Annotated in this window: 17 protein-coding genes, 4 pseudogenes and 1 riboswitch; of the genes and pseudogenes, 8 read left to right on the top strand and 13 right to left on the bottom strand. The window is 58.5% G+C overall.

Annotation, left to right across the window (positions count from 1 at the left end; genetic code table 11):
• The 3 genes and pseudogenes from PMN64_RS32280 to PMN64_RS32290 all read left to right on the top strand — a co-directional run.
• On the top strand, positions 1-234 hold a 234-nt coding region (locus PMN64_RS32280; protein ID WP_411783608.1), incomplete at its 5' end, for a hypothetical protein.
• 64 nt (positions 235-298) lie between these two features.
• Entirely contained in the window at positions 299-853 is a 555-nt protein-coding gene (locus PMN64_RS32285; protein WP_411783624.1) for a tyrosine-type recombinase/integrase, read from the top strand.
• A 17-nt stretch (positions 854-870) separates the two neighbouring features.
• Positions 871-1,014 (top strand): annotated as a pseudogene (locus PMN64_RS32290) (transposase domain-containing protein); the annotation flags it as partial.
• On the opposite strand, the pseudogene PMN64_RS32295 reads toward PMN64_RS32290, so the two are convergent.
• Together PMN64_RS32295 and PMN64_RS32300 are read right to left on the bottom strand one after the other, a co-directional pair.
• Positions 1,015-1,155: pseudogene (locus PMN64_RS32295) on the bottom strand (IS5/IS1182 family transposase); the annotation flags it as partial.
• Positions 1,156-1,208: 53 nt separating this feature from the next.
• The gene (locus PMN64_RS32300) at positions 1,209-2,360 is read right to left on the bottom strand and encodes a TlpA disulfide reductase family protein (protein WP_411783625.1); all 1,152 of its coding nucleotides are present in this window, start codon (positions 2,358-2,360) and stop codon (positions 1,209-1,211) included.
• 2,025 nt (positions 2,361-4,385) lie between these two features.
• On the opposite strand from PMN64_RS32300, the gene PMN64_RS32305 reads away from it, so the two are divergent.
• The 3 genes from PMN64_RS32305 (at position 4,386) to modC (ending at position 6,739) form a co-directional block, all read left to right on the top strand.
• Positions 4,386-4,838 (top strand): hypothetical protein, encoded by a 453-nt coding sequence (locus PMN64_RS32305; protein ID WP_411783609.1) that lies wholly within the window; start codon positions 4,386-4,388, stop codon positions 4,836-4,838.
• A 444-nt stretch (positions 4,839-5,282) separates the two neighbouring features.
• Positions 5,283-5,576, top strand: coding sequence for a hypothetical protein (locus tag PMN64_RS32310; protein ID WP_411783610.1), 294 nt, complete (start codon positions 5,283-5,285; stop codon positions 5,574-5,576).
• Positions 5,573-6,739 carry a molybdenum ABC transporter ATP-binding protein gene (gene modC / locus PMN64_RS32315; RefSeq protein WP_411783611.1) on the top strand — a complete coding sequence of 389 codons (1,167 nt, stop codon included), beginning with the start codon at positions 5,573-5,575 and terminating at the stop codon, positions 6,737-6,739. The genes PMN64_RS32310 and modC overlap by 4 nt, the downstream gene beginning before the upstream one ends.
• 173 nt (positions 6,740-6,912) lie before the next feature.
• Here the strand turns inward: modC and PMN64_RS32320 are convergent, their stop codons facing one another.
• Complete coding sequence (locus PMN64_RS32320) at positions 6,913-7,263, bottom strand: hypothetical protein (protein WP_411783612.1); 351 nt, start codon at positions 7,261-7,263, stop codon at positions 6,913-6,915.
• A gap of 12 nt (positions 7,264-7,275) precedes the next feature.
• Complete coding sequence (locus PMN64_RS32325; RefSeq protein ID WP_411783613.1) at positions 7,276-8,310, bottom strand: hypothetical protein; 1,035 nt, start codon at positions 8,308-8,310, stop codon at positions 7,276-7,278.
• Positions 8,311-9,315: 1,005 nt separating this feature from the next.
• Between PMN64_RS32325 and PMN64_RS32330 the strand changes: the two genes are divergently transcribed.
• Positions 9,316-9,492, top strand: a complete 177-nt coding sequence (locus tag PMN64_RS32330) for a hypothetical protein (protein ID WP_411783614.1) — start codon at positions 9,316-9,318, stop codon at positions 9,490-9,492.
• A 742-nt stretch (positions 9,493-10,234) separates the two neighbouring features.
• Here PMN64_RS32330 and PMN64_RS32335 read toward each other — a convergent pair.
• Positions 10,235-10,828: pseudogene (locus tag PMN64_RS32335) on the bottom strand (septation protein IspZ); the annotation flags it as partial.
• 98 nt (positions 10,829-10,926) lie between these two features.
• On the opposite strand from PMN64_RS32335, the gene PMN64_RS32340 reads away from it, so the two are divergent.
• On the top strand, positions 10,927-11,184 hold the full coding sequence (locus PMN64_RS32340) for a hypothetical protein (protein WP_411783615.1): 258 nt from the start codon (positions 10,927-10,929) through the stop codon (positions 11,182-11,184).
• 46 nt (positions 11,185-11,230) lie between these two features.
• On the opposite strand, the gene PMN64_RS32345 is transcribed toward PMN64_RS32340, so the two are convergent.
• The 8 genes and pseudogenes from PMN64_RS32345 to PMN64_RS32380 form a co-directional block, all read right to left on the bottom strand.
• On the bottom strand, positions 11,231-11,620 hold the full coding sequence (locus PMN64_RS32345) for a c-type cytochrome (RefSeq protein ID WP_411783616.1): 390 nt from the start codon (positions 11,618-11,620) through the stop codon (positions 11,231-11,233).
• A gap of 810 nt (positions 11,621-12,430) precedes the next feature.
• Positions 12,431-14,019, bottom strand: a pseudogene (gene tnpC / locus PMN64_RS32350) (IS66 family transposase).
• Positions 14,020-14,088: 69 nt separating this feature from the next.
• Complete coding sequence (tnpB, locus tag PMN64_RS32355) at positions 14,089-14,442, bottom strand: IS66 family insertion sequence element accessory protein TnpB (RefSeq protein WP_411783617.1); 354 nt, start codon at positions 14,440-14,442, stop codon at positions 14,089-14,091.
• Complete coding sequence (gene tnpA, locus PMN64_RS32360) at positions 14,439-14,897, bottom strand: IS66-like element accessory protein TnpA (protein WP_411783618.1); 459 nt, start codon at positions 14,895-14,897, stop codon at positions 14,439-14,441. The genes tnpB and tnpA overlap by 4 nt, the downstream gene beginning before the upstream one ends.
• Positions 14,898-15,509: 612 nt before the next feature.
• A complete protein-coding gene (locus PMN64_RS32365; RefSeq protein ID WP_411783619.1) occupies positions 15,510-17,600 on the bottom strand; it encodes a hypothetical protein in 2,091 nt (696 codons plus the stop codon).
• Between the two features lie 1,291 nt (positions 17,601-18,891).
• A complete protein-coding gene (locus PMN64_RS32370) occupies positions 18,892-20,037 on the bottom strand; it encodes a ribonucleotide-diphosphate reductase subunit beta (protein ID WP_411783620.1) in 1,146 nt (381 codons plus the stop codon).
• Positions 20,038-20,059: 22 nt separating this feature from the next.
• Positions 20,060-22,933: a ribonucleoside-diphosphate reductase subunit alpha gene (locus PMN64_RS32375; RefSeq protein WP_411783622.1), complete on the bottom strand. Its 2,874-nt coding sequence runs from the start codon at positions 22,931-22,933 to the stop codon at positions 20,060-20,062.
• Positions 22,934-23,048: 115 nt separating this feature from the next.
• A riboswitch (cobalamin riboswitch) is annotated at positions 23,049-23,271 on the bottom strand.
• A gap of 902 nt (positions 23,272-24,173) precedes the next feature.
• Positions 24,174-24,341 carry a hypothetical protein gene (locus tag PMN64_RS32380; RefSeq protein WP_411783623.1) on the bottom strand — a complete coding sequence of 56 codons (168 nt, stop codon included), beginning with the start codon at positions 24,339-24,341 and terminating at the stop codon, positions 24,174-24,176.
• Positions 24,342-24,734: the final 393 nt, after the last annotated feature.

The following is a 24,734-nucleotide window of genomic DNA, read 5'->3' on the forward strand; positions in this document are numbered from 1 at the left end:
CATTCCTCCAGCGGCACGCAAATTGCTGGGATGAGGAGCCAAGAGCCGCCACAAGGAAAGCGGCGCGATAGCTCTCGTTTGGGGTTCCCGATGAAGCCGAGACTAGCCCAGTTGATTCTGATCGTTGCAGCTCTGATGCTGCTCACGCTCGGAAGCGCTGGAGCGCTGAACACTAATGGACCGATCACAGCGCGGCTTACGCTACCCGCCCGGGAAAATTGCAGCGCCGTTTAGACCGAAGATCCAACGTGAGGCCCTGGTGAGCCACGGCGCCAGCCGACTGTTCCACAGCCAGAGTATGCGGTGCGTCGGAAAAGCTCGAAAGGAACGATGCACGCCGCTAACCGCGCACGCGCGGGGCGCCCTCCAGGTATGGCTCAAAGAGCCTGCCCGCCATGGCGCAAACGCGTTATTCCCCAATATGCACGGTGGTCGGCTTAGCGCCGACAGCGTTCAGTCGCTTCTCGCCAAGCATGTGCGTGTCGCCGGCGAGAGATGTCCGTCATTAGCGCCCAAGCGGGTGTCGCCGCACGTGCTCAGGCACAGCGCGGCGATGGAGCTGCTGCACGCCGGCGTCGATTGCTCGATAATTGCGCTGTGGCTCGGTCATGAGTCGATCGAAACAACGCAGACCTACCTGGATGCAATTTCGCACTCAAGGAAGCAGCTCTCGCAAAGCTCAATCCGTACGATCACCGCAAGCGAATCCGCTTCCAGCCAAGTGATCGCCTGCTCGCCTTCCTTGAGGCGCTGTAAGACGCCAGACTCTGCCGAATGGGACCGGGGCCACGACTGCTCGATCAGCTGCAAGTGCGCGCAAATGACGGGTTCCTCCCAAAACCATTCGGCATAGTTCGGCAGTCGGCATAAACCTGCAAGATGAACAACGTTGATCCGCAAGCCTGGCTCGCTGACGTGCTGGCCAGGCTCCCAGATCACCCCGTCAACAGTGTCGCCGACCTACTCCCGTGGAATTGGAAGGCGACCCGACGGTCCAAGGCCGCTGCCGCCTGAGCGCCACGGCTGACCGGCGCGCCTGCCCGGGGTGCTGACCGGATGCGTACCAATCAGCGCCCATTCCGCATCGGTCAGATCGGTTGCGTAGCGCAGTCCGTTGCGCGGATGCTTAACCCGAGTGATTTTGGTCCACGGTATCGTGCCTTCCCTCGAATCTTCGCAAATCCGAATGAATCACAGCCGGATCGAAATCACTCACTTATCTTTCGGTCAGGCTCTCTGCTTGCTTTTGCTTGCGGAGCCGAACAAAGCTCTCCGTAACAAGCCTTTTCACCCTTGTAGTTGGCTAGGGCCTGGAGCAACCGAGGTACGTAGAGCTGCTTCCTGTCGTTCTGCATAGACTTCGGATCCTCCGCCGATTTCAGTGCCAGCTCCACCAACTCGATCGCGCGTTCCTTGTTGCCGCTCTCGTAAAAATACTGAGCGACTGCCTCATATGCCTGCAACTTGTAGTAGCCGTCTTGCGGGAAATTTAGCGCCAAGATGTGTTCGGAGAGATCCCTACCCATCGCAAAGCGCTCGGCTCGCGGGAGATGGGATGTGTCAATCGTCGGATCGAAGAGTTCGCTTATAGCTATAGTCATCCACTCCTGGGATCTTTGGTCGATCGCGTCGCGAATCAATTGGCCCATGGCCGGCAGGCCCGTCCGAATGTCGCGCATTTTGTGAAGCAATAGATGGACATGAAGCCTGCGGAATACGAGTTGATTGGGCATCAAGCCAAGGCCCTCTTCAACGGCCGAGAACGCGGCTTTCCAATCCTTCGCCTTCATTGCCGGCTGAAGTTTGGCGAAAATTGGCTTGATCACCGCTACTTCGCGGGCAATACGTTGCCCTTCGTCGATCCGGTTCGTATCGGCAGCTTTGGCTTCATCACTAGTTCGCCAGATGCCGTCGAGAACTTTCGGCAAAACGTCATCGAGTCGCGTCGGGTGTCCGATAAAGGCGATCTGGCCGTCACGGTCGACCACGAAGGAGGTTGGAATTCCGACAGAAAAACTTGGCTCCATCCAGAGCTTGTTCATTTCGCCTGAGTAGTCGAACGCGATCCGATAGTTCAGCTTCGGAAACTTTTCGGTCAACCACGCCTCCAACTTGGTTCGGGCCTCGTCCGCCGTTGGAGCGCTTTCGCTAGCTGCGACTCCGATGACCCCAAGCCCCCTGTCTCTGTATTGCTCTTGCAGCTGCACCAGATGGGGCATCGCCTCCACACATGGCCCGCACCAAGTCGCCCAAAATTCGACGATGTACATTTTCCCAGGCTGAAATTTCTTCAGGTGTTGGCCACGCAGCCAACTCTGCACTTTGATAGGAGGAGCCGGGGATTCCATGCGGAGTACCATGTTGCTCTCCAAAGCTATTGCTAAAGGTTGCCCGACGCTCTCAGACTCGTTCAGCTCTCGACGAAGGCGACAACACTGTTTCGGGATCGGCGCCTGCGCGACCAGCGCGTTCATCATGCAGTAGTAGTCGGTGCGAGTAGATCCTTGGGGAATCTGCGCCATGAAAATGACCGCCAATTCCTCCTTTGGATCGATTTAGAAGAACGTTCCGCCGTAGAGCTAAACACCGTCTAACCGGAAGCGTCGACGCTAACAGCTTTACCGCTGCAATCTTCGCCGGCTCGGTGCGGGGGCGTGGTCACGGCCACATTGTCGTTCGCCGCTCCCGCATTTCCGAGTATAAGCGGCATAAGAGTTGCGTTGATCAGGATTAATCAGGCGTCTCATCGTGCACCTCCTGGGGCGGACTCGCCGCGCCGTTTTGGCCGCGCGGCTCTCTGTTGCTCATACCAGCAATCCGCGTGCCACTCTCGAATCTGATGCCGTCTTGGTTCAGGAGAGTGAAATCCGCGTACCTTCTGAAAATGGCGGGCCGTCTTGTCACGTTTCCGACATTGGCCGTCTTGCACCTAACATGGATGACACGAGAAAATCAGCCTTAGCATGATGCCGGTCCCCTTCCTCCAATGATTGCAACTTGAGGCCAACCGTCCTAGCTATGGGAAGCACTCACGCAACAGGGCCTTCGAAGGGACCGACTCGCATGTAGCGTCAAGTTGTACATACCAGGCGAAGAACCTATCCGCGAAAGCATCGCCAAGTGACGAAGCCATTTTCTCGCGACTGTATGTTCCGCTTTCGGTTGAGGGATGAGCGGGGCTACCCTTGCTAACACAATCGGACGCTACAATTGCACCGCCAATAGTCGCTGATCGAGAGCTAGTATAGTATGTGATCGAAATGAACACGACATTGTCGGTTTCGATAAGAACCGTCGCCAACAACAATACCGTTTCATGGAACGGTCGGCGGCTGCAGCTGCCGCAGAGCCCGGCTCAGGCCTCACTTCGTCAAGGCTGTGGTGCGTACACTCACGGTCCTCCACAGTTGCATATGGGAGCAACGCCCTTGTCTTGGCCCCTTCGCGCCAGCCCCATTACAGCGTCTTCATCACTGCTACGAGCCGATCCGCCCCAGTATTGTGCTTCGGTACTCTCGTCTCGCGGTGTGCGCCGCTTGAAATTCTCCCTTGGCATAGCAACGACTGGTTCTGCAGTTCTCTACAAGAGCCTTATATCCAGATCGCGTCCCCTAAACGCCGATCGCCATCCGCGCAGTAATACAGGCGCCTCGCGGATTGATCTCAGGGATGGCACGCGCCCCTGATTTTGGCGATGCCTTACTAATTTGCGACGCAATACCTCCTTCTGTTCCAGCGTTGTTTCGAGCTAAGAACACGGAGCGCGAGCGGAATAGTCTTCTCATTCGTGAACATACACGGGAGGCTCGCCAGCTTTCCTTTTCACAGTCACCGCTACGTAACCAAACTGCCGACCAGCCGAAGGCACCAAGCGCAAAAACGCTACCCGCAAACACGCCAAGCGCACTCCAAACAACCATTTTCATCTTGCTACTCGTGTTGCCCAGTTCGGTATGTCGATGTCAGCCTAGTATGGTCAAAAGCAGACCGCGAGGCTCCTACCGGAATTGGTGGCGCCTGCTCGCCGGCAAGCTGCCGATCCCCAACGTCTTGCGCCTTAGTCAAACAGAGACTGGTATCGCCTGATGAACCATCGGGCAATTGGGCGCGGACATGAAGAACGCCTCGCTGGACACCAGCATCACTGTCGCGCTATCCGCTCCTGCTTCCTTCTGCAGATCTGACCCTGGCGATCTTGCCTTCAGGCGCCCCGTAACCAACTCTGCACAGTAACTGCCATCGCGCTCAGCTTCTGTCGCAACCCCGTCGTGTTCGGTTTGATACTTCGATGTCCCCAGTCCGACTAGAGAGGCACGAGCTTTTTGAGCACGGTGCTAAGCAACTGTTTTCCCTTGCGCTTGAGTTCACTCTCGCATCATCCCCCGATGGCACGCCGCTTGCTGAAACGGCAAAGGCATCCAATTTTTGCGGTCAGCCGAACCGCCGCATCGAAAGTTATCTCGACGACAAGGTCTGCCGGCACATCGAGCACACCCAACGTTAGCAAGGAGATCGTGATAACAAACGGAACCGGAACCAACGACTGCACGAGCATCGCAGCCGACGCGCTCCAGGACCTCACTAAGCGAGCACTCGCAACGCAAACGGAACTCTCGAAGAGATTCTTCGAGACATTCTGGCACTGGCAAGAACGAATCCAATCCGAAGCGACGCAACTGACGGAGCTATTCAAAAGTGTTTTCTCCACAACTTCAGCTGCCGATCAGATCGGCCTTCTTCACGCTTGGATCAAAGGCGTCACGCACCGGAACGCGCAAGATCAGATCTATTCGATCGAAACCGCAAACGCCTTCGCAAAGGTTGAACCGCAGATTTGAACAACGACTGGGCCCTGGCCGAAGCGGAGTTGTTCGCCGTACGTCCAACCTGCGAAGCGGGCTGGCATTCTTTCAGTTTGACCGCGATAGTTAGACTGCGCCAGTCCCCGACGATGCAGCGAGCCGCTATGCAAATTAGCTTTCTGAGCTGGTTCATCTGCTTCCAGTTCGTCAAGTGGAAACAACGAACCTGCCGATGCGCTGTCGCATCGGCGCCTGCAAAGTTAGAAACGGCATGCGTGGAGCCGGGATAGTCGGACATCAACACAAGGCTTTTCTAGTGACAACAAATAGCCTCTCCATCTAGGTGGAGGGCCATCATAGTTCAGTGGAGGCTTGTTGCTGTTCGCCTTGATCAGTTTAAGGATCACAGTGTGACCATTGCGAGTTCACAATTCAAGGCTGGATCACCATTTTTGTCGCGTGCGGTCGAGAGCCGCGGCATTGGCCAATAAAACCGCGACGATTTCGGTGTGGCCGTTTACGGAGGCCGTATCAACGGGTTCGAACCGCCGCGGTTGCGGACGTCAAGCGAATGGCACGGACAAGCTCAAAATGCCGCACATCGAAAGGCTGTCGATCTGCAATCGCGCCGGCGCACTTGTTGGCGTCGCCGCGGCGGAGGGATCGCCTTCCAGAGAAACAAGCTGCCTTACTGGCATCATCGTGACGCTCGGGCTTGCCGTCGTTTTGCTCGTAGCCTTGATCGAACGATACGGCCCGGGCACGCGCACGTGAAGACAGCAAAACCGGGCCGCATCGAAGTCGCCTTCAGCGGCTCTCTCGCGAACATTCCGCTCGATGCGCAATTTGACGTACCAGCAAGCGGCATCACGGCTATTTTCGGCCCACCAGGCTGCGGCAAGACCACGGTGGCGCGTTGCATCGCAGGCTTCCAGCATCTGCCGGCCGGTTTCTGCAAGATCGACGGCGAGGTGTGGCAGGATGCGACCACGTTCCGCCCGACGCATCTGCGTCCCGTCAGTTATGTGTTTCGGCATCCGACTACCTTTCCTCATTTGTCTGTCAGGTCCCACCTGCTTTATGCGGCGCCTAAATCGGGACCAACTCTGATCGGCTTTGAGGAAGTGGTCGAACTGCTCGGCTTGGCATCGTTCCTTGACCGTTCTCCCTCACATCTCTCCGCCGGCGAGCGGCAGCGCGTTGCCATGGCCCGCGCGCTAATGTTTCAGCCGCGATTACTTGTGATGGATGAGCCACTGGCCTTGCTCGATCGCTCCGCCAAGCGCGAGATTCTACCGTTCCTTGAACGCATACATGACACGCTCACGCTGCCGATCATCTATGTCAGCCGCGACCTGGCCGAAGTCGAACACTTTGCCGATCATCTTGTCATGATGAAACACGGCAGGGTGACTGCGGCAGGGCCATTGCATGTATTGCAGAGCGATCCAGCGCTGTGGCTTGCGGCACGTAGCGAAGCCGCCATCAGTCTCGATGCCGTGGTCGGCGGCTATGACGGGCGTTATGGGCTCATCATACTCCGCCCTAAAGGCGCGCGCCTGTTGGTGCCGGGACCGCCGCTCAAACCCGGCGCACGCCAAAGGCTGCGCATCGCAGCCTGCGACGTCGGCATCGCTCGCGAGGCACCGCGCGCAAGCTCCATCCTCAACGTCTTTCCAGCGCGCATTAAAGCCTCTTTGCCATTCAGCGCGGCGGAGGTCACATTGGTGCTTGCCCTCGAGACTTCAGATATAGGCGCACAGATCCTGGCGCGCATCACGCGCCGCGCCTTTCATGCACTAGGTCTCAGCGAGGGAGTGGAGATATTCGCCGAGATCGCACGCATCTCTCTGGTCTCAGCCTCTGAACGGCCGCTGCACGCCGTTTCGACCTCGAGCTTATCGACAGATGTTGCACGGGCACGAACCGTGAGGTGACGCCATGACAATAGGACGAAGCCGGCGACTGCCGCCCCCCCCAAGACAGCTGCCGCAGCGCCTCGACCCGGCATGTCCTTTGACGGGAGATCAGGACTAGAAATTCAGCGAACGTACTGACGAGACGGCGGACACGATCACGCACCTTCAAGTGTCGTCAGCGCCCTGCCCATTCACCCCGGAATGTAAACGCATCCCGGATCGTCGGGTGGGCAGTCACAATCACCGATGGTCTGAGCTAAATTAGAGAGTTGCGGTCTGTCTTCCACGAAGCCCTTGATCGCCGTCAAGCTGTTGCGGCGCACTTTGACGAACTGTCCGGAACCGGCAAGATGCGCATTGAGCTCATCACCCAGGCCGGCGTTATGTATGGCAGTCATGATTTTTCCCAAGCCGTGCACTCCGAAGTCGACGTGGGTTCCTCCCGAACGGGCGGGCTTTGGCGGAGCGGCCGTCTTGCTAGCTTTCCCCGCCTTCTTGGCCCGCGATGGTTTGCGGGTCTTCGCCTTTTTGACTTTTGCCATGTCAGGACTCCCTTATAGTGCTGGCTTGAAAATTTTTAGTGCTAGAAATTGCTGAACTGCCCGCGCGGCGCCTAGTTCAGCTCTTCCACCTGAAGCGGTGATGAGCGAACCTTCATAAATCGGACCCCGGACCGCACCGAGGATCTTTGCCTCGCCCTTGTCCAAATACAAACCCACGGTCAGCTGGTGCGTATCCTTGCGCGACACGGTGACGGGAAAGCTCACGTCAGTGACTTGCAGCTGGGGCCCTGAGGGCGCGAAGACGATCTTGGGCGATGCCCCGCCACCGATGGCCGTGGTGAACTGAAGCTGCTGGACCATGCTCGGCGGCCCTTTTTTCACCGTCGCAACGTCCTTGTTGAGCTCATCGAGATTCTCAAACAGGCTCATCAGGGTAAATTCCTTGATCAACTTGGCGAGCCCTACCTTTCCCGCGATCGGGTAGACGTAATCCTCAGTTCTCACCAGATGGTTGGCGCAATAGCTCCCACTCGTCTTTTGAACGAGGTTTCCAAAGTTGTCCGTGATCGTAAACGACCATTCGTTCTGTCTCTGCCTGTCGAAGCTGCCAGTGAGGCCGAGGGTCACCAGTGAAGTCATGGGCGTCGGCCGAATGAGGTTCGCCGACGGATCTATGTTGTTGGTCTCCAAGCCCGTCAGATCGTAATAGTAGGCGATGCCCGTGCTATAGAGCAGCTTTGTCACCGTATGGGCGAAACCAGTCACCTGAGAGGGATCGAAGGCTCTGATCGCCTCGGGATTCTCGTTGTAGGCCCGCTTCAGCTCGTTGCCGATGGCAAAGGAGTAATCGTCGAGTTTCTTCTTGTTCACGTTGTTGTCGTCGCTCGTGAGATAGCCGAGCAACGCGTCAATCACAGCCTGCCGTGCTTCACAGCGAATCTGCCTCGCAATATTTGAGGCTGAAACATGCGCGACGTCATCCGTGACCGGCGCAATGGCGCATCCGCTCAGTAGAACCAATGCACTAAACAAAAATGGGCGACTGCCCTTCGTCCAGAATCGCATCGCGCCCCCGCCAAAAATCATTGAAAAACATCCGAGAATATTGAAGCCAAAAATCAGCTTAGAAATGAAGATAGAGAAATTCGATCTCGCAGGTTATCGATCGAGTCTTCAAAAACGCAGGCGCGCGCGGTTGCTGCGAGCGGGCCACGCTAGCGGACTAAGTCCCGTGCTCCGAAAAGCCGTGAGCTTTCTCCTCCGAACGGTAAGCAAAAAGCGCGATGCGAGACCGATCCGACCTGTTCTTTGCGACAAGCCGAGGTCTCACCATAGACTAGAGCTCCCACTTCGGAGCAAGGACAACGGCCCCGGCGGACTTGGCTCGCTCCGAGGCGGCGCCAGCGTTTTCTGCCCAGTGCCTTCACTCGCCGACAGACTTCACGATGCGCAGCTCTTTTTGAAATTGCTCATTTGCGGCCACGATGCTCCAGCCGGCGCGCTCCCTTGCTGTGGTGCCGGGCAGATCAACTTGCCTCGCGTTCTCCCCGCGGCGAGGCGCGGATTATCCAGTTCATGTCTTGCCCCTTCACCGTCAAAAAGGCGGAGAGACCCGCCCATCGCTAATTGTTAACTCGTTAGGCCTGTCGGCGCGCGCTGCAGTCCGTAGGTAGGCGTGGAAATTGGACAGCGGCCTTGGATTAGCCGAGATCCTTGCAGTCATCGCAACGCGGCCGTCCAGCCGAACCTGCGTTGCGGTGAGCTTGCTTGATCTTCTTTCCCGCGGGACAATTGTCGTGGTCGTGATAGACGTTCCGGTGGGCCGGCGGATATTCGGGCGAGTCAGTGTGGTAGGGAGCTACTTTTGACATTTCGTCCTCTAATAGCGACGATTGAGTAATGGTTGATAACAATCGAACGTTGACGGTGCAATCAGACACACCGTCCGAAACGTACGATCGTCAGCCAGCTGCTGGACGTCTCGCTCCAAGCCGCAACCTATCCGTCGAGGCCTCACCTCGCTTAACCACACATTCAACAGCTAGCTATCTTGAACGATCCGCAGTACAAACGGGATTATTTGGTGATCCCATGCTGGACGATGATTTTAATAGGCAGCGGGCTCGTCTGGTTCGCGAGCTTGCCGATCAAGCCGACCCGTTTATCAAGCGGCGGCTCCTGGATCTTGCGTCCCGGTACGAGCACAAGCCGCTGGTGCTCCCTTCGATAAACGTCGAGAAGCATCTCGACCACGGGGACGATGGCTAGGACCGTGCGCTAAATAATCCGGTCCCGCTCCTACTCCTTTTTCAGGATACTTCTCAGGCTTGGCTTCGGCCTCGACGTGTTCAAGCACGGCTTTTCGCTTGTCTTCGCTCTCGATCTTCGAGAATGCACGCAATAACCTGAGTGCCTGCAAGCTTCCCTGCCGTCTTCATTCTATCTATTCTTCCACCGGCCTTATATTCGAAGGCGCGGGACGTACTTCGATTCTGGCTTGACCTGACATTCGACGTATTTCACGGCTTCGCCTCTGACGATGATCGGCACGGATGTCAGGTGCGGGGCATGCAGTTGGCCTCTTCCGATCGGCACGATCCTGTCCGCCCGGCCAAAATGACAAGGGTGTCCTAGGACTGGGCGTGAATGCGTCGGACCATCAGATCGTTGCGTCGTGAATCAGTTGACTGCCTGTCGAATTGGCGATGCCGCTGTTCGTGGCGCTTGCGAGGGCTTTACCTGACCGACGTGCTTCCGACGTCACGGATTTCGAGTTGCGGGAACGCGCAGGCGAGAACTTTGCCGGGAAGGAATGCCGATGCTTGCTGTTTGTCGACCTGCGCATCTCTTTGTTCGATTTGGGTCCGATCAGCTCTCTGGATCAAGCCGAAACGCGTGCCGCTCAATTGCTACGTTCGCCGCGTCGGTTAATCGGCTCTTGTTCGACCGGCCCGCCCTCGAAATCTCTCCTGAATTCCGACTCGGGTGGTCGCTGGTCGACTTGGACAACAGATGATTGAGCGGAAGGCGACGCAGCCCCGGCATAGTAGCGCCTGGTCAGCGGCATCAGAACGGAACCGAAGAACAGACTCAACATCGTCACGCCCAACGTCCTGAAACTCACCCAGGTATCCGTGGTCTGGGTTCGCCAGATGACCTCGTTCAAGATCGCCATGCCTGCGTAGAACATTGCCCCGCAAAAGGTGAGGACAGGCCAGCCCTCCGTTGTCAGATTGAAGATGCGATCCAATGTCACCAGGATGAAGGAGCACCCAAACAAAAGCCCGCCACCGAGAAGCGTCGAAAGCAGTTCGCTTACGATGGTTGCCTCGACCTTGATGAACGTATTGTCATGCAACGCCAGCGTCAGAATACCGAACGCCAACACGGTGACGCTGGTGATCAGCGATGTGATCGGCATGTGGCCCTTGACCACGAGGGATGCGATCCCTGCCAAGGCAGTTGCCACCAAGAATGCGGCGGTGGCTGCAAAAAGTCGGAATTTAACGTTCACAACATGGAGGACGATCAGCGGACCGAGCTCGGTGGCGAAGTCGAGCATCGTATGCGGTTCGTTTTGTCCATCACCTGCGATGGCTGTCATTCTCTGACCTTCCATTCACTTTCTAGAACGCTAAGGTTGAGGATGTACAATCTGACACTGCGTGAGCGTCAACCCTCTTGAGCCGATCCTCTCATGGCATGCTTGCGGTAGCCGCAGCCCTGGTTCAGGGCGGTGCTTGCTTCGTTCAAGACAGCATCACCAAGTCGCCCGATGATATTGAGGTCTATTCGGCGCGTTCGGCGTCGATGCACTCGATCGTCAGAGCACAGCATACTGCCAATCATCCGCTAAGCCGCCGCGCATTCGACGGCTCGCGGATGACCCATGCCGATCGCGATATCGGCAGCAGCGCAGGCATGATCATGGCTGTCTCGATCCGCGAAGCGCGAACTTGACGACTTACCGCTGGCTCAGATCTGTTCTCACGACCACGCGGCCGCTTCACTGATGAAGCTTAACAGGCGCTTTGTCGAAAGTGTGTAAGTAGTCGATTATGTCAGAAACTGCCTGTTTATCCTTCAGTCCACCGAAAGCCATCTTATTGCCAGCAACTTTCGCCTTTGGATCGTAGATATATTGGGCGAGGTCTGCCTCGGTCCAAGTGATTCCAGAGTTCTTCATGGCTTCTGAATAGCCGTAGCCCTCGACCGATCCCGCCTTACGTCCGATCAGCCCGTTAAGGGTTGGACCGATGGCGTTCCTAGCGTTGTCGCCCACCTGGTGGCACGCCTTGCAGGCATTGAACTTCACTTCTCCGCGCGCCACCATCTGGGCGCTCGCTTGCCCAATTCCGGCGGCGACGAGCAGAGTTGCGAGAACGATCACTTTCATCAACTTATCCTTTCTTCACCAGCCTGCATGGAGAGGGCTGGTTTGTCGCCAAACCTACAACCTGACGCAACGTAGGATTCAAGACTGCTCTAATCGTTCACGAGTCGATTTCCATTTTGCCCGAGCGAACTACATCTCTTTGTGGCCCGAGCTGGTTTTCGACAACGACGCAAGCGCCAAAGGCGCGGAAGAGGGCAGCTGCGGCAGCCTGGTCAACTTCTATTGGCAGCTGACCACACGCGATTTTCAACGAGTTGGCCCTCGAACCTAGTAGATGCGCAGCACACTGCAGCATGGCTATCTCGTAGAATGGCGTCGAAGCGAGCGCAGCACGCATCACATCAAATTCACGACGGTTGCAAGCCAATAGCGTGCATGACGCGGAGGTTTCTAACCTGGTCAAATCCATGGACCGTGAGTGCGAGCAATTCGAGCTTGCTCCATATGCATGACGTCGCGCGTCAGGCAAGAGCACTTCCTACTGCATCCGGGCGGCGTGGCCAGATCTGCATTGCTTGGAGAGCCCGTCGGGGCGGCGTTGCACGGGTCGTCGCACCTATGAGACGCAGCGCGACTACCTTAGCGAAGGCAGGGGACGAATCGTTTGAGCCTGCGCAAGCGAGGTGAGAACCGGCAGGCTGTGACAATCCTGCGTGATAAATGGCTCGAGCTCAGCTGGACGTGGATATCCTGAGCGCCACGACTTGCTGCTGCTGCGCCGGGCCAAAAGAATGTGAGCACCTACGCCGTTGCGCCTCTGGGGAAAGACGGGTGCAGCCTTAGTTAGGAGGTAAGCGCTCGGCCGGGGCCCTATTGAGGCTGGCTTGACGCCTTGCGGAAGCGCCACGGCATGAGGTCGCCGATTCTGCTATGGGGATGGCCGTCGATGATCGCCTCGAGTGTTTCGGCGATGTAGGCCACCGGGTTGACGTCGTTGAGCTTGCAGGTGGCGATGATCGACGCGAGCAAGGCCCAGTTTTCTGCCCCGATTTCATGTCCTGCGAAGAGAGCGTTTTTCCTGGTCAGGCAGATTGGCCGGATCGCGTTCTCGACCGGGTTGGTGTCGAGCTCGAGACGTCCGTCTTCGAGGAAGCGGGTCAGCCCATGCCAGTGATTCAGCGCATAGCGGATGTCCTCGGCGAGTGTCGAACCGCTGGAGATCATCGACAGCTGTTTCTCGAACCACGACTTTAGCGCGGCTACCATGGGCAACGAGTGCTCCTTGCGCGCGGCCAGCCGGATGTCCGGCGATGAGCCGCGCACCATGGCTTCGATGGCGTAAAGCTGCGCGATGTGCCGAACGGCGGCTTCGGCGATCGGCGATTTGCTGTTGCGTACCAATTTGACGAAGCGCCGGCGCAAATGGCTCCAGCAATGCACGAGCGTCCATGGCCCTTGCGGTCGAACGACTTCGTTCAACCGGTCATACCCGTCATAGGCGTCGCATTGCAGGTAGTGTCCGCCAAAGCCGTTCAGGAACTGCTCAGCAAAGGCACCGCTGCGACCGGGGGCATATCGGAACAGCACGATCGGCGGACTTGGACCGCTGTGGCCGCGGTCGTCTGAGGCGATCGCCCAGAAGTAGCCTTTCTTGGTTTGGCCGCGCCCCGGATCGAGTACTGGCGCCTTGGTCTCGTCCATGAACAGCCGATCCGCCATGGCCAAGTGGTGGCGCATGTGGTCCGCGATGGGCTGAAGATGGAAGCAGGCGCGGCCCGACCAGTTGCCCAGTGTCGCCCGATCAAGCCGGATGCCCTGGCGCGCATAGATCTCGGCCTGACGGTAAAAAGGCGTATGGTCGCCAAATTTGGAGACGATCACTGCGCGATGGCCGCTTCGGTCGGCAGCCCGCCGGGCACGACGTGCTCCGGTGCGTGCGCCTGCACGACGGGGCCCGAGCAGCGGCGACAGATGTATTTTGGGCGGCGTGTGACCAGCACGCGCCATTGCGCCGGGATCACGTCGAGGCGCTGGCTGACGTCCTCGCCGATCTTCGTCATGGCGCCGCAACCGCACGGGCAAAGCGTGCTCGCAGGCTCGATGATCCGCTCCACCCGCGGCAAATGGGCAGGCAAGCAGCCGCGATTGCGATGCGAGCCTTGATCCGGATCGCTCCGTGATCGGCCCTGGATCACCGCCTGGGCTCTCTCCTGCGCGGCATCCAGGATGCCTTGCGCGATCTCCACGTCTTCGAGCGGCAAATGATACTGATCTGGTCGCAGCTTCTCGGATTTCGCGCCGAACCTGTCGCGTCGTAATTCGCCGAGAATGACCTCCAGCCGGCGTCGCGCTTCCTCCGACGCCGCCAGTGCCCCCTGATGCTCGCTCAAGGCCGCCTGCGTTTGCGCCAAAAGCGCCTTAAGGTGTTCGTTTTCGTCGCGCAGCGCCGCGATGCTCATGCGCTATTTCGAGCACATCGCCGCCGCGTGTGCCACGTTCAAAATAGCTGCCGAGTCATTCTGCCGCAGTTATCCCGCCGCCTGCGGGCGCCGTGCTTCTTCCGGGCGGACCAATCTCCAATCCAGCCCTTCGAACAAGGCCGCAAACATCGCCGGCGACATGCGCATCACGCCGTCCGCGATCGTTGGCCAAACAAACTTGCAACCTTCGAGCCGCTTGTGCACCAACACCAGGCCCGTTCGATCCCAGACCAAAATCTTGATCCGGTCCGCTCGCTTCGAGCGGAACACGAAGGCCGCGCCGCTGAACGGGTCGAGATGAAGCATCTCCTGCACCTTCGTCGCAAGCCCATCGTGTCCACAGCGGAAGTCGATCGGCCGCGTGGCAACGTAAATCTTCAGATCAGCACCGGCCGCGATCATCGTGACGCTCGCACCGCACGGATCACCCGGGATAGCTGGTCAGCATCTATGGCCGTATCCGTCCGCAGCACGACATCACCGATCGCGATCTCAAGCCTGATCGCCGGAGCCTGACGCTCCTCCAACGCATGGTCCACGACCAGCGGCGCAAATGTCGGCGGGGACGCCTCGCACGGCGGCAACATACCTCGCTGTCGAAACCGCCGTCGCCAATCGTAGATCTGCCAGCGCGTTGCTCCGTGCTTGCGCGCCACCTCGGACACCTGAGCGCCGGGTACCAGACTCTCGGCAGCGATCCGAGCTCTCTCAGCTTCCGACCGCACACGACGTCCTGACGGCCCTTCAAGGATCTCCAGCCGGCTCACCGACCCCGCCGATGAGCCGTCTAAATGGACGTCCTTTTTGCTGTCCAATCCCATCCCAAACCTCCGTTCAAGCCGGAGGTTTCTTCGCATAGCTATCCCAGTCCCGAAGCAAGGGCTCCGGCTTAGCGCTTACGTTAGGAGCGCAGTTGCCTCAAGCTCAGGAAGCGGCTGCGAACAAAGACCGTTCAGCTAGAGCCGATCAAACTCGTCGATCGACCCGGGTTCGACCGCGTGTGGGAGCTCTCCCTTCCTGCAGATGTAGTTCCACTCGTCGACGAAGGCCCCTGCGGCCGTTTCGGAACGCACAGAGAACTTCTGAAACATCCATCTCGCAGACAACACTTCCCATGCATCTCTCAACTGGCAAACACTCCTGAATATCAATGGAGATCGCGCCCGCGCAGGACTTCGGCGGACCCACGCGCATCAATCCGGCGCTGCCAGTCGCCAAATAGCTCCGCCCCCCTCAACACCGGCGGCTCGCCATCCAATCGACATTAGCGACTAAGGGATCATCACTGTCTCTTGGACCTTGCGATCTGAATACAGTTGAGCTCCACATTGATCCGACGCAGCTAAAGTTGCTTAATGCATAGATCTGAGCGATTTTCGCTATCCCATCGTAACTCGCTCGCTCCTCTAGCCAGATTCTGAAAGCGTGCACCAATTCCTTCAAGCTCTGGCGCGTAAAGTCGGAGGCCACTATCTGCGATGGGCGCGGCGAACGACTTCTGTCGCAATCGCCACTGTGGCTTGGCGACATGCCGGCTCTCTCGACCACTTGCAGAAGCCGATCACCAAATTCTCCAATCCCTGCTCGGTAAAATCAGAGAGACGAGCGGCACGACGCGTGACCTCTTCAGCAAGTGCGAGCGCGGCCTGGCAAATGGTCGCCTCTTCGGGCCATTTGCTGAAACCGTTCACCAGGTTAGCAAGATCCTGCGGAATGAAATCAGAGAGACGGTCGGCGCGACGAAGGACTTCCCGAGCGAGCTCGACTGCCGCTTGGCATAAGGTCTCCTCTTCAGGCCACTTGCTGAACGCATTTACCAGATTAGCCAGCGTCTGCTCAGTATATTCAGAGAACTGAACGACATCAGAGCGAAGTACTACGTGCGCGAGTCCGACCGTCGCTTTGCGACAGACTTGCTCGTCCAGCCATTTGCTGAAGCCGTTCGCCAGATTTGCCAATCCTTGGTGGGTACAATCCGATAGCATGGTGGAGCGGCGAAGGACCTCCTCAGCGATCGCAATCGTGCCTTGGCGAGAAGCCACCTCGTCGGGCCATTTGCTCAAACCGTTGACCAGGTTCGAGAGGTCCTGAGGCGCTAAATTGGACAGCCAATCGGTACGGCAGAGGACCATACTCGCAATCGCAATTGCTGCTTCACGAAAGACCGCCTCTTCCGGCCACTTGCTGAAGCCGTTGACCAATTTGGCCAACTCTTTCCGATTGAAATTGGAAGGCCAGGCGTCATGGCGAACGAGATCGCTCGCGATCGCGACCGTGGCTTTCCGAAGCTCGACCTCTTCGGGCCACTTGCTGAAGCCATTCACCAGGTTTGTTAGCGCCTGTTTACCAAATTGAGAGAGACAGGGACGGCGGATGACCTCGCGCGCAATCTCGATTGTTGCTTCCCGAGCGGCCGGCTCTTGCGGCCACTTACTAAGACCATTCACCAAGTTGGCCAATGCCTGCTCAGTATAGTGGGACATTCGAGCCGTTATGATTTCACCGGCAAGTGCGATTGCGGCTTGGCGACAAGCTGCCTCTTTCCACCACTTGCTGAAACCGTGCACCAGGTTGGTCAGTGCCTGCGGAGTGTATTGTGAGCGTCTGGCGTCATGGGAGTGAAGGACTTGCCGGGCAAGTGCGACCGCGGCCTGCTGACAGGCAGCCTCTTCTGGCCACTTGCTAAAACCATTCACGAGGCTCGCGAGGTCCAGCTGATTGAAATTGGTGATCCGGGTGGCTCTACGATCGATCTCGCCCGCAATCGCGATTGTGGCTTGCCGAGAGCTTTCGTCTTCCAACCACTTGCTGAAACCATTCACCAGGTTCGCCAAATGCTGTTGGGAATATTCAGAGAGCTCGATGGAACCATGGAGAATGTCAGCCGCGATCATCCCTGTGGCTTCGCGCGCGGCCGCCTCTTTCTCCCATTTGCTGAAACCGTTCACGAGGTTTGCGAGTCCCTGCGGAGCAAAATCCGAGAGGCGACCGGGGCGATCCGCTCGGCGGATCACTTCACCTGCGATTGCGATCGCAGCTCGATGGCAAGCTACTTGTTTCGGCCACTTGCTGAAACCGTTAACCAGCGACGCCAGACTTTGACTGTTCAATTCCTGGAACGCCCCCCTGTGATCGCCGCAAAATTCGGCCAACCGGACTGTTCCGTTACAGCATTCCGTCATCCTGAAGTGCCGACTGAAAGACGATGCGAGGAGTGAAATGGCTCTGAATCCGACTTTCTTGATCAACGCATTATCAAGCTGTGACACGCGAGCAGCAATGCGCTCGCAGGCTCTTATACCAGCCTCACCTCCACCTGCCCGGCTTATCGCATTGCAGGTGGTGGCGTAGTCCCACGATTTCCCGGCGAGGATGTTTTCCTCGAAGCATTCTACAAATCTAAGTTGGAACTGCGAAGCAGCCTTTTGCAGGAACGCTGCTTGATCCGCCTGCCGAAGCTGCTTTGCGTGCTTGAGCACGGCGATTGAGAATTCACGTATCTGATGCGAACGATCGATCTCGGTTAGTGCTGCCTCAAGTGCCGACATCTGCATAATCATTTCTGGGTTCCGCCGCAGGCGCCCTGCGTTTATGGAGAGGAGTGCTGGTCCGCACGGTCCAGCACCAGGGCATGTAAAATCCTACGCCGCCGGAGTTGCATTTATTTGCAGCTCGCGTTGTTTGTGGCTGCGACACCAAGAAGGTAGCCAATGAGACTGCGAATTAGGTTGCCGAGCATACTCCCCTTTCACATCATCCGCCGATCTCTTGGCACGCCTACCCCAATGATCGATCATTGTCCGGCAACACCGAGATCTACGCCATGGCCGCTCACATATGCTTGCCGATCATGATGCACTCCCGCGAGCGTGACTTATGATTTTCCGAGCCTACGACCTGACGCTACGTGAGGTTCAAGCCATATGTTGGTTTACCCTCTCAGGCACGGTCCGCCATCTAGGTGACATCATCTCAGCGATCGGCTTTCTCCGACCTGCTCGTTTGCGCGCTCGTAAACCGCCGCGCGGCCAGATTGAACCCTTGCTAAGCGACATCGCCGTTGAGATTTAACCTACACGACCTGCCCTGCCGACAAAGACGGCCGGACTGGTCTTGCAGTTCGGCGCACCAGGATGCTGGAGACAGCTAGGCAGCTATTTGTGTCGTCAGAGATTGCATAGCGAGAGTCTCGTTTAACGCAAAGAGCCCAGTCATTCTTCTGCCGATTGTGGCTGGTTTGGCCACTGCCACGAACGCGGCGGGCATGGACGACGTCGCAAGATATATTGAGGGGTCCTTTGGATTAGTGACGAACGTGCGGTCCTAACTACCCGCCAATGTGCGAGTAAAATCCAAGATTCATCGGCATAGAATCTTATGCGCAAATCACGCGCCGCGCCTTTCATGCACTCGCGCTCGGGAATGAAATGCGCATATTCGTAAAAATCGGACGCCCTGTCGGGTCTCAGCCCCTGATCGACCCTTGCAGGCCATTTTCTGACTTCGTACGTATCGGCAGATCCTGGACCGGCAAGGGCACGAAGATGACGCTACGAGACGCGGACGTCTGCCCAAAGTGAGAGTCATCACCTCCACTGTGGAACCTCGGTGCCCTCCGCGGGGCGTCCATCTCATCATAAGCGCACTGCGTTACGGCTGAGCGACGCGCCCGACGGCACGGCGCGTCCAAGTCACTTAGTGGCGTGGCGCGACAATTCCAGGTCGACTTCGCTTGCAAAGCCGCCGAACTAATCCGACGGCGCAAAGATGGTGCAAACAGGCTATATCCGGAGTTGCCACAGCCCGGCGCGTACCGCAGGTATGAATAGGCACCGGTTATCGCAAATCGGTTCAGCCCCAATCGAGCGCACCGCCGTTCTGATACTCGATGACGCGGGTCTCGAAAAAATTCTTCTCCTTCTTCAGGTCCATTGCCTCCGACATCCATGGAAACGGATTCTCCGCCTCCGCGAACACGGCCGTGAGGCCGATCTGCGCGCAGCGGCGATTGGCAATGAAGTGCATGTACTGCTCGCACAATGCGGCGTTCAGCCCGAGGAAGCCCCGTGGCATCGTATCGCGGCCATAGGCGGCCTCGAGGTCGGCGGCCGCGCGGATCATGTTTTGGACTTCCTCCTGGAAAGCCGATGTCCATAGATGCGGGTTCTCGATCTTGATCTGGTTGATCACGTCGATGCCGAAGTTCAGATGGATGCTCTCGTCGCGCAGGATGTATTGATACTGCTCGGCGATGCCAACCATCTTGTTGCGGCGGCCGAACGAGAGGATCTGCGCGAAGCCAGTGTAGAACCACATGCCCTCGAAGATCACGTAGAAGGCAACGAGATCGCGCAGGAACGCCTGACCGGCCTGCGGCGTGCCGATCCTGAAATCGGGATCGTCGAGATGCTGGGTATGCTTGATCGCCCACGCCGCCTTGTCGGTGATCGAGGGCACCTCGCGGTACATGTTGAACAGCTCGCCCTCGTCGAGGCCGAGGCTTTCGACGATGTACTGGAAGGTGTGGGTATGCACGGCCTCCTCGAAGGCCTGGCGCAGAAGATATTGCCGGCACTCCGGGTTGGTGAGGTGACGATAGATCGCCAGCACGATGTTGTTGGCAACGAGGCTTTCGGAGGCCGCAAAGAAGCCAAGATTGCGCTTGATGGCGCGGCGCTCATCCTCCGAGAGGCCGTCGCGCGACTTCCACAGTGCGATGTCGGCCTGCATCGAGACTTCGGTCGGCATCCAGTGATTGTTGCAGGCGGCAAGGTACTTCTCCCATGCCCATTTGTATTTCAGCGGCAGCAGCTGGTTGACGTCGGCGCGGCAGTTGATCATCCGCTTCTCGTCGACCGAGACGCGGCCGCCATGACGGTCGATCGTGCCGAGGCCGGTTGCCTCGCTCAGAGCGGTTGGCGCCGCCGCGAAGGACTGCGGCATGAAGGGCGTGCGCACCTGGCGGGTCGTGGTCGCTGTTTCTGAAAAGTCGAGCATAATGTTGGTTCCTTTGGTTTTCTTACTGGCAGGCTTCGCAGTCGGGATCATCGATCGAGCAGGCAATGGCGCTCGGCAGATCGGGGGCCGGCGCGGTCAGCGCCACTGGCGAGACAGCGTTGAGCTTGCCGTCGGTGCCCTTCAGCGTTGACTTCTCGACATGGGTCGCGCTGCGCGAGCGCAAGTAATAGGTCGTCTTCAGGCCCAGCGACCAGGCTTGACGGTAGAGCGCGTCGAGCTTCTTGCCGGAGGGATCGGCGATATAGAGATTGAGAGACTGCGCCTGGTCGATCCATTTCTGCCGCCTCGCCGCGGCCTCCACCAGCCAGCGCGAATCGATCTCGAAGGCGGTCGCATAAAGCGCCTTGAGGTCGTCGGGGATGCGGTCGATCGCACCGACGCTGCCGTCAAAATATTTGAGGTCGTTGACCATCACCTCGTCCCACAGCCCGCGCGCCTTGAGGTCGCGCACCAGATGGTCGTTCACCACCGTGAAATCGCCGGACATGTTGGATTTGACATAGAGGTTCTGGTAGGCCGGCTCGATCGACTGCACGACGCCGCAGATGTTGGAGATCGTCGCCGTCGGCGCGATCGCCATCACATTCGAGTTGCGCATGCCGACCGAGGTGACGCGGCCGCGCAGGGCTGCCCAGTCAAGCGAGCTCGTACGGTCCATCGCAACCCCACCGCGGGCATCGGCAACATAATCGATCGAATCGATCGGCAGGATGCCCTGGCTCCACAGAGAGCCCTCGAAGGACGGATAGCTTCCGCGCTCGGCGGCGAGATCGCTAGAGGCCGAAATGGCATGATATGAGATCGCCTCCATGCTGGTGTCGGCGAAGGCCACGGCGGCATCGGACGCTACCGCAATGCGCAGCATGTGTAGCGCGTCCTGGAACCCCATCAGGCCGAGCCCGACCGGGCGATGCCGCAGATTGGAGCAGCGTGCTTCCGGGATGGTGTAGAAATTGATGTCGATAACGTTGTCGAGCATCCGCATCGCCGTCGTCACCGTCTTTTTCAGCCTGACACCGTCGAGCCGACCGTCCTGGACGTGGTTGGCGAGGTTGATCGAACCGAGATTGCACACGGCGGTTTCGTCGTCGGATGTGTTCAGCGTGATCTCGGTGCAGAGGTTCGAGGAATGGATCACACCGGCATGGCGCTGCGGCGAGCGCAAATTGCATGGATCCTTGAAGGTGATCCAGGGATGACCGGTCTCGAACAGCATGGTCAGCATCTTGCGCCAGAGGTCGACGGCGCGGATCTGCTTGAACAGGCGCATTTCGCCGCGCGCTGCCTTGGCCTCGTAATAGGAGTACCGCTCGGCAAATGGCTTACCATAGAGATGGTGCAGATCCGGCGTCTCGTCCGGCGAGAACAGCGTCCATTCGCCATCGGCCTCGACGCGCTGCATGAACAGATCGGGGACCCAATTGGCGGTATTCATGTCATGGGTACGGCGGCGGTCGTCACCCGTGTTCTTGCGCAAATCGAGGAATTCCTCGATGTCGACGTGCCAGGTTTCGAGATAGGCGCAGACCGCGCCTTTGCGCTTTCCCCCCTGGTTCACGGCAATCGCGGTGTCGTTGGCCACTTTCAGGAACGGAACCACGCCTTGGCTCTCGCCATTGGTGCCCTTGATATGGGCGCCGAGACCGCGGACCCGCGTCCAGTCATTGCCGAGCCCGCCGGAATATTTGGCAAGCAGCGCGTTATCCTTGATCGACTTGAAGATGCCATCGAGGTCATCGGCCACGGTGGTTAGAAAACAGGAGGACAGCTGCGGCCGCAGCGTGCCGGAGTTGAACAGCGTCGGCGTGGAGGCCATGAAGTCGAACGACGACAGCAAATCGTAGAACTCGATCGCGCGAGCCTCGCGATCGATCTCGCGCAGCGCAAGCCCCATGGCGACACGCATGAAGAAGGCCTGCGGCAGCTCGATGCGGTTGCCGCGGACATGCAGGAAATAGCGGTCGTACAGCGTCTGCAGGCCCAGGAACTGGAACGACAGATCGCGTTCCGGTTTCAGCGCCGCGGCAAGACGCGCGAGGTCAAAACGGCCGAGCTCGGCGTCAAGCAGTTCGGACGTGATGCCGGTCTTGATATAGGCCGGGAAGTACTCCGCATAGCGCGTGGCCATGTCGGCCTGCGACGCGCTGGTCGGCGCATCGAGCACATTGGTCAGCACGTCGGTGCGCAGCTTGTCGAGCAACAGGCGGGCACTGACGTAGCTGTAGTTCGGCTCCTGTTCCACGAGGGTGCGGGCCGCCATCACCGAAGCGAGCGCCAGCTCGTCCTGGCCGATGCCGTCATAGATGTTGCGCTTCGTCTCGGCGATGACGGGCGCAGCGTCGACGCCGTCAAGGCCGGCACAGGCCTCGTTGATGATCAGCGCCAGCCGCGCGTGGTCGAGCGGCACCTTGGTGCCGCCGCGTAGCGTGACCTGGACCGCGGGTCCCGCCGCGGGCTTTGCCGTCGCCGCCTCCTGCTCGGCGCGCTGCCTCGTGCGCTCCTCTCGGTACAGCACATAGGCGCGCGCCACCTTGTGGTGCTCGCTGCGCATCAGCGCCAGCTCGACCTGATCCTGCACATCTTCGATGTGGAAGGTACGGCCCTCGCTCATCCGCCGCGACAGCGCGGTGACGACCTCAGCAGTGAGTTGCTCGACGATCTCATGCACCCGGCGCGAGGCGGCCGCGGTGTGTCCCTCGACCGCCAGAAACGCCTTGGTCATAGCCACCGAAATCTTGCTGGCGTCGAATTTCGACACCGTGCCGTTACGGCGGATCACCTGCATCGGAGGCGACGCTTCCGGCGCGGCGAGCGGTTCTGGACGCAACTGGATGAGTGGCGCTGGCTTTGTTTCGCGATCGAGAGAGAGTGACATCGTATAGACCCCGTGATGCTTGTTGGGGCTGGATGTCGAGAGGACGCTGCGTCATTCCGGCGGACAAGCGTCGCCGGCATGGCTGTGCAAGCGACCGCCGGGACACCCCGCCCGTGGACGTGTTTGGTGTCGCGGCAGGTCTCCTGGCTCGCAGGTCGCCGTTGCTCCCTCGTCTTCCCAATGCCTCGCGGCATCAGTGACTTAACAGGGCGAGAGCAACTCACTGCTCACAGTTGCGGGGGCAGCGCCGGATTTTTACGGATCGATCCGTAGTTCACCGGCTTCCCTCTTAGCCACCAAATCTTGAGACATGGTGGACCGTGACGGCTATATCTGGTGCGATTTGGAATGGAATGTCAACAACCGCAAGACGGCCTTTCCAAAATTTTCGAAAACTCATCCCAAGGCTCGTAGCGGCTGGGAGAAGCTTCAAGGCGCTCCGCTTCCATCCAGCCTAAACCTCGACCGGGTCGTGCGGACGCTCTCCCCGAACGTGAGTATCGGGCGCCCCGGTAGCCAGGTCTTTCGAGCAATGGCGAATCTTTGACTGCGAAAGCCGCCCTTGTCCGTTTTTCACGCCAGCAATTCGGCAGGTCGTCATCGACCGGGCTGGTCATGCAGTATGAACAAGCGCCTGAAACACGGAAATTCGATCTTGCGAGCGGTAGCCTTCACACCGTAGCGGCGCCAGGGCCAACCGGTGCGCGGCACCATGACCGTCTCGCACTGATCGCCCGCCCATAGACCCAAACCGGCAGCAAACAGCCCAACGCCGTCCACTTGAAATACGCGAGGACGGCGTTGGCTCTAGCCCCAGGAAGGGTGCGCAAAATCCTAGCCTATCGATTGTGCGCAAATTTCGAGAGAAATTCAGCATTTAATGCCCCGTATGACTCCGGATACAATCACGCTGACATGCATATGGGATCGACCTTCGCCTCTGACGAGGAAAGGACTGATGGGTATCGCGTTCAGATCGAGCTTGAAGGTCACTTGGCTTATCGAGGCTCAGGGTGCTTGGTGATAGCCTAGTCTAGCTTCGGCTAGCGGGGCGCGCCATCGACGCGCCCTCTCCTATTCGTTACCGCTGATGGCCAATACCGACACCGCGCTATTCTTGCGAGTGCCGCCACATGCCTCCATGCGAACGCCGAGCACGCGCAGGTGCGCCCAGGAGCATTCAGCCGGATAGGCTCGGGTGAGTTCGATAGCTACCGCGATGGACGAGGACAAAGCAATGTCACAGGGCTTGTCGCCTTACCGACTTTGCGTCTCTATCGTCCAATCCCTTGGTGCCAATCGACCAGGAGATGCTCTGCCCGCCGACCTCACCGCTGAACAAATGCCCGCGCGCCCGCTTCAGCACCGGCCGCCAGGACGTCAGTGCGAGCTCGTTCAGCGTCGACATACGCCGGTATCCAAGCCCCTCAGCCAAATCAGGCCGATTTCAACGATTCAAAACCTCAGTGCCGCGCTTCTCGTCAGCTTCTCGAAAGCTAACCTTCCTACATTCGAACGTGGTCTGCAGACGCAAATGCTGGCCATAACTGAGCTTGGTCGCGAACCTAGGTAGGCGATGAGCCGATCGGCAAGAGGCTTTGTCGCTTACAAGAGCAAGGAGAGCCCCATGGATTCCAATCGGATAAACGGTGCCCTCTCGCGCGGGTCCCAAACTTGGGACGTCAGCACACAGGAGAATCATGAATTATTTAGCCAGACTGTGAATCAAGTCAGGTCATCGTCCGCCGCGCCTGTATCGGCAAAGACTCCGATTTGGAGTTCGAGTGCTCCGTACGGGAAC

It is taken from the genome of Bradyrhizobium sp. UFLA01-814 (assembly GCF_046718885.1).
Lineage (GTDB): Bacteria > Pseudomonadota > Alphaproteobacteria > Rhizobiales > Xanthobacteraceae > Bradyrhizobium > Bradyrhizobium elkanii.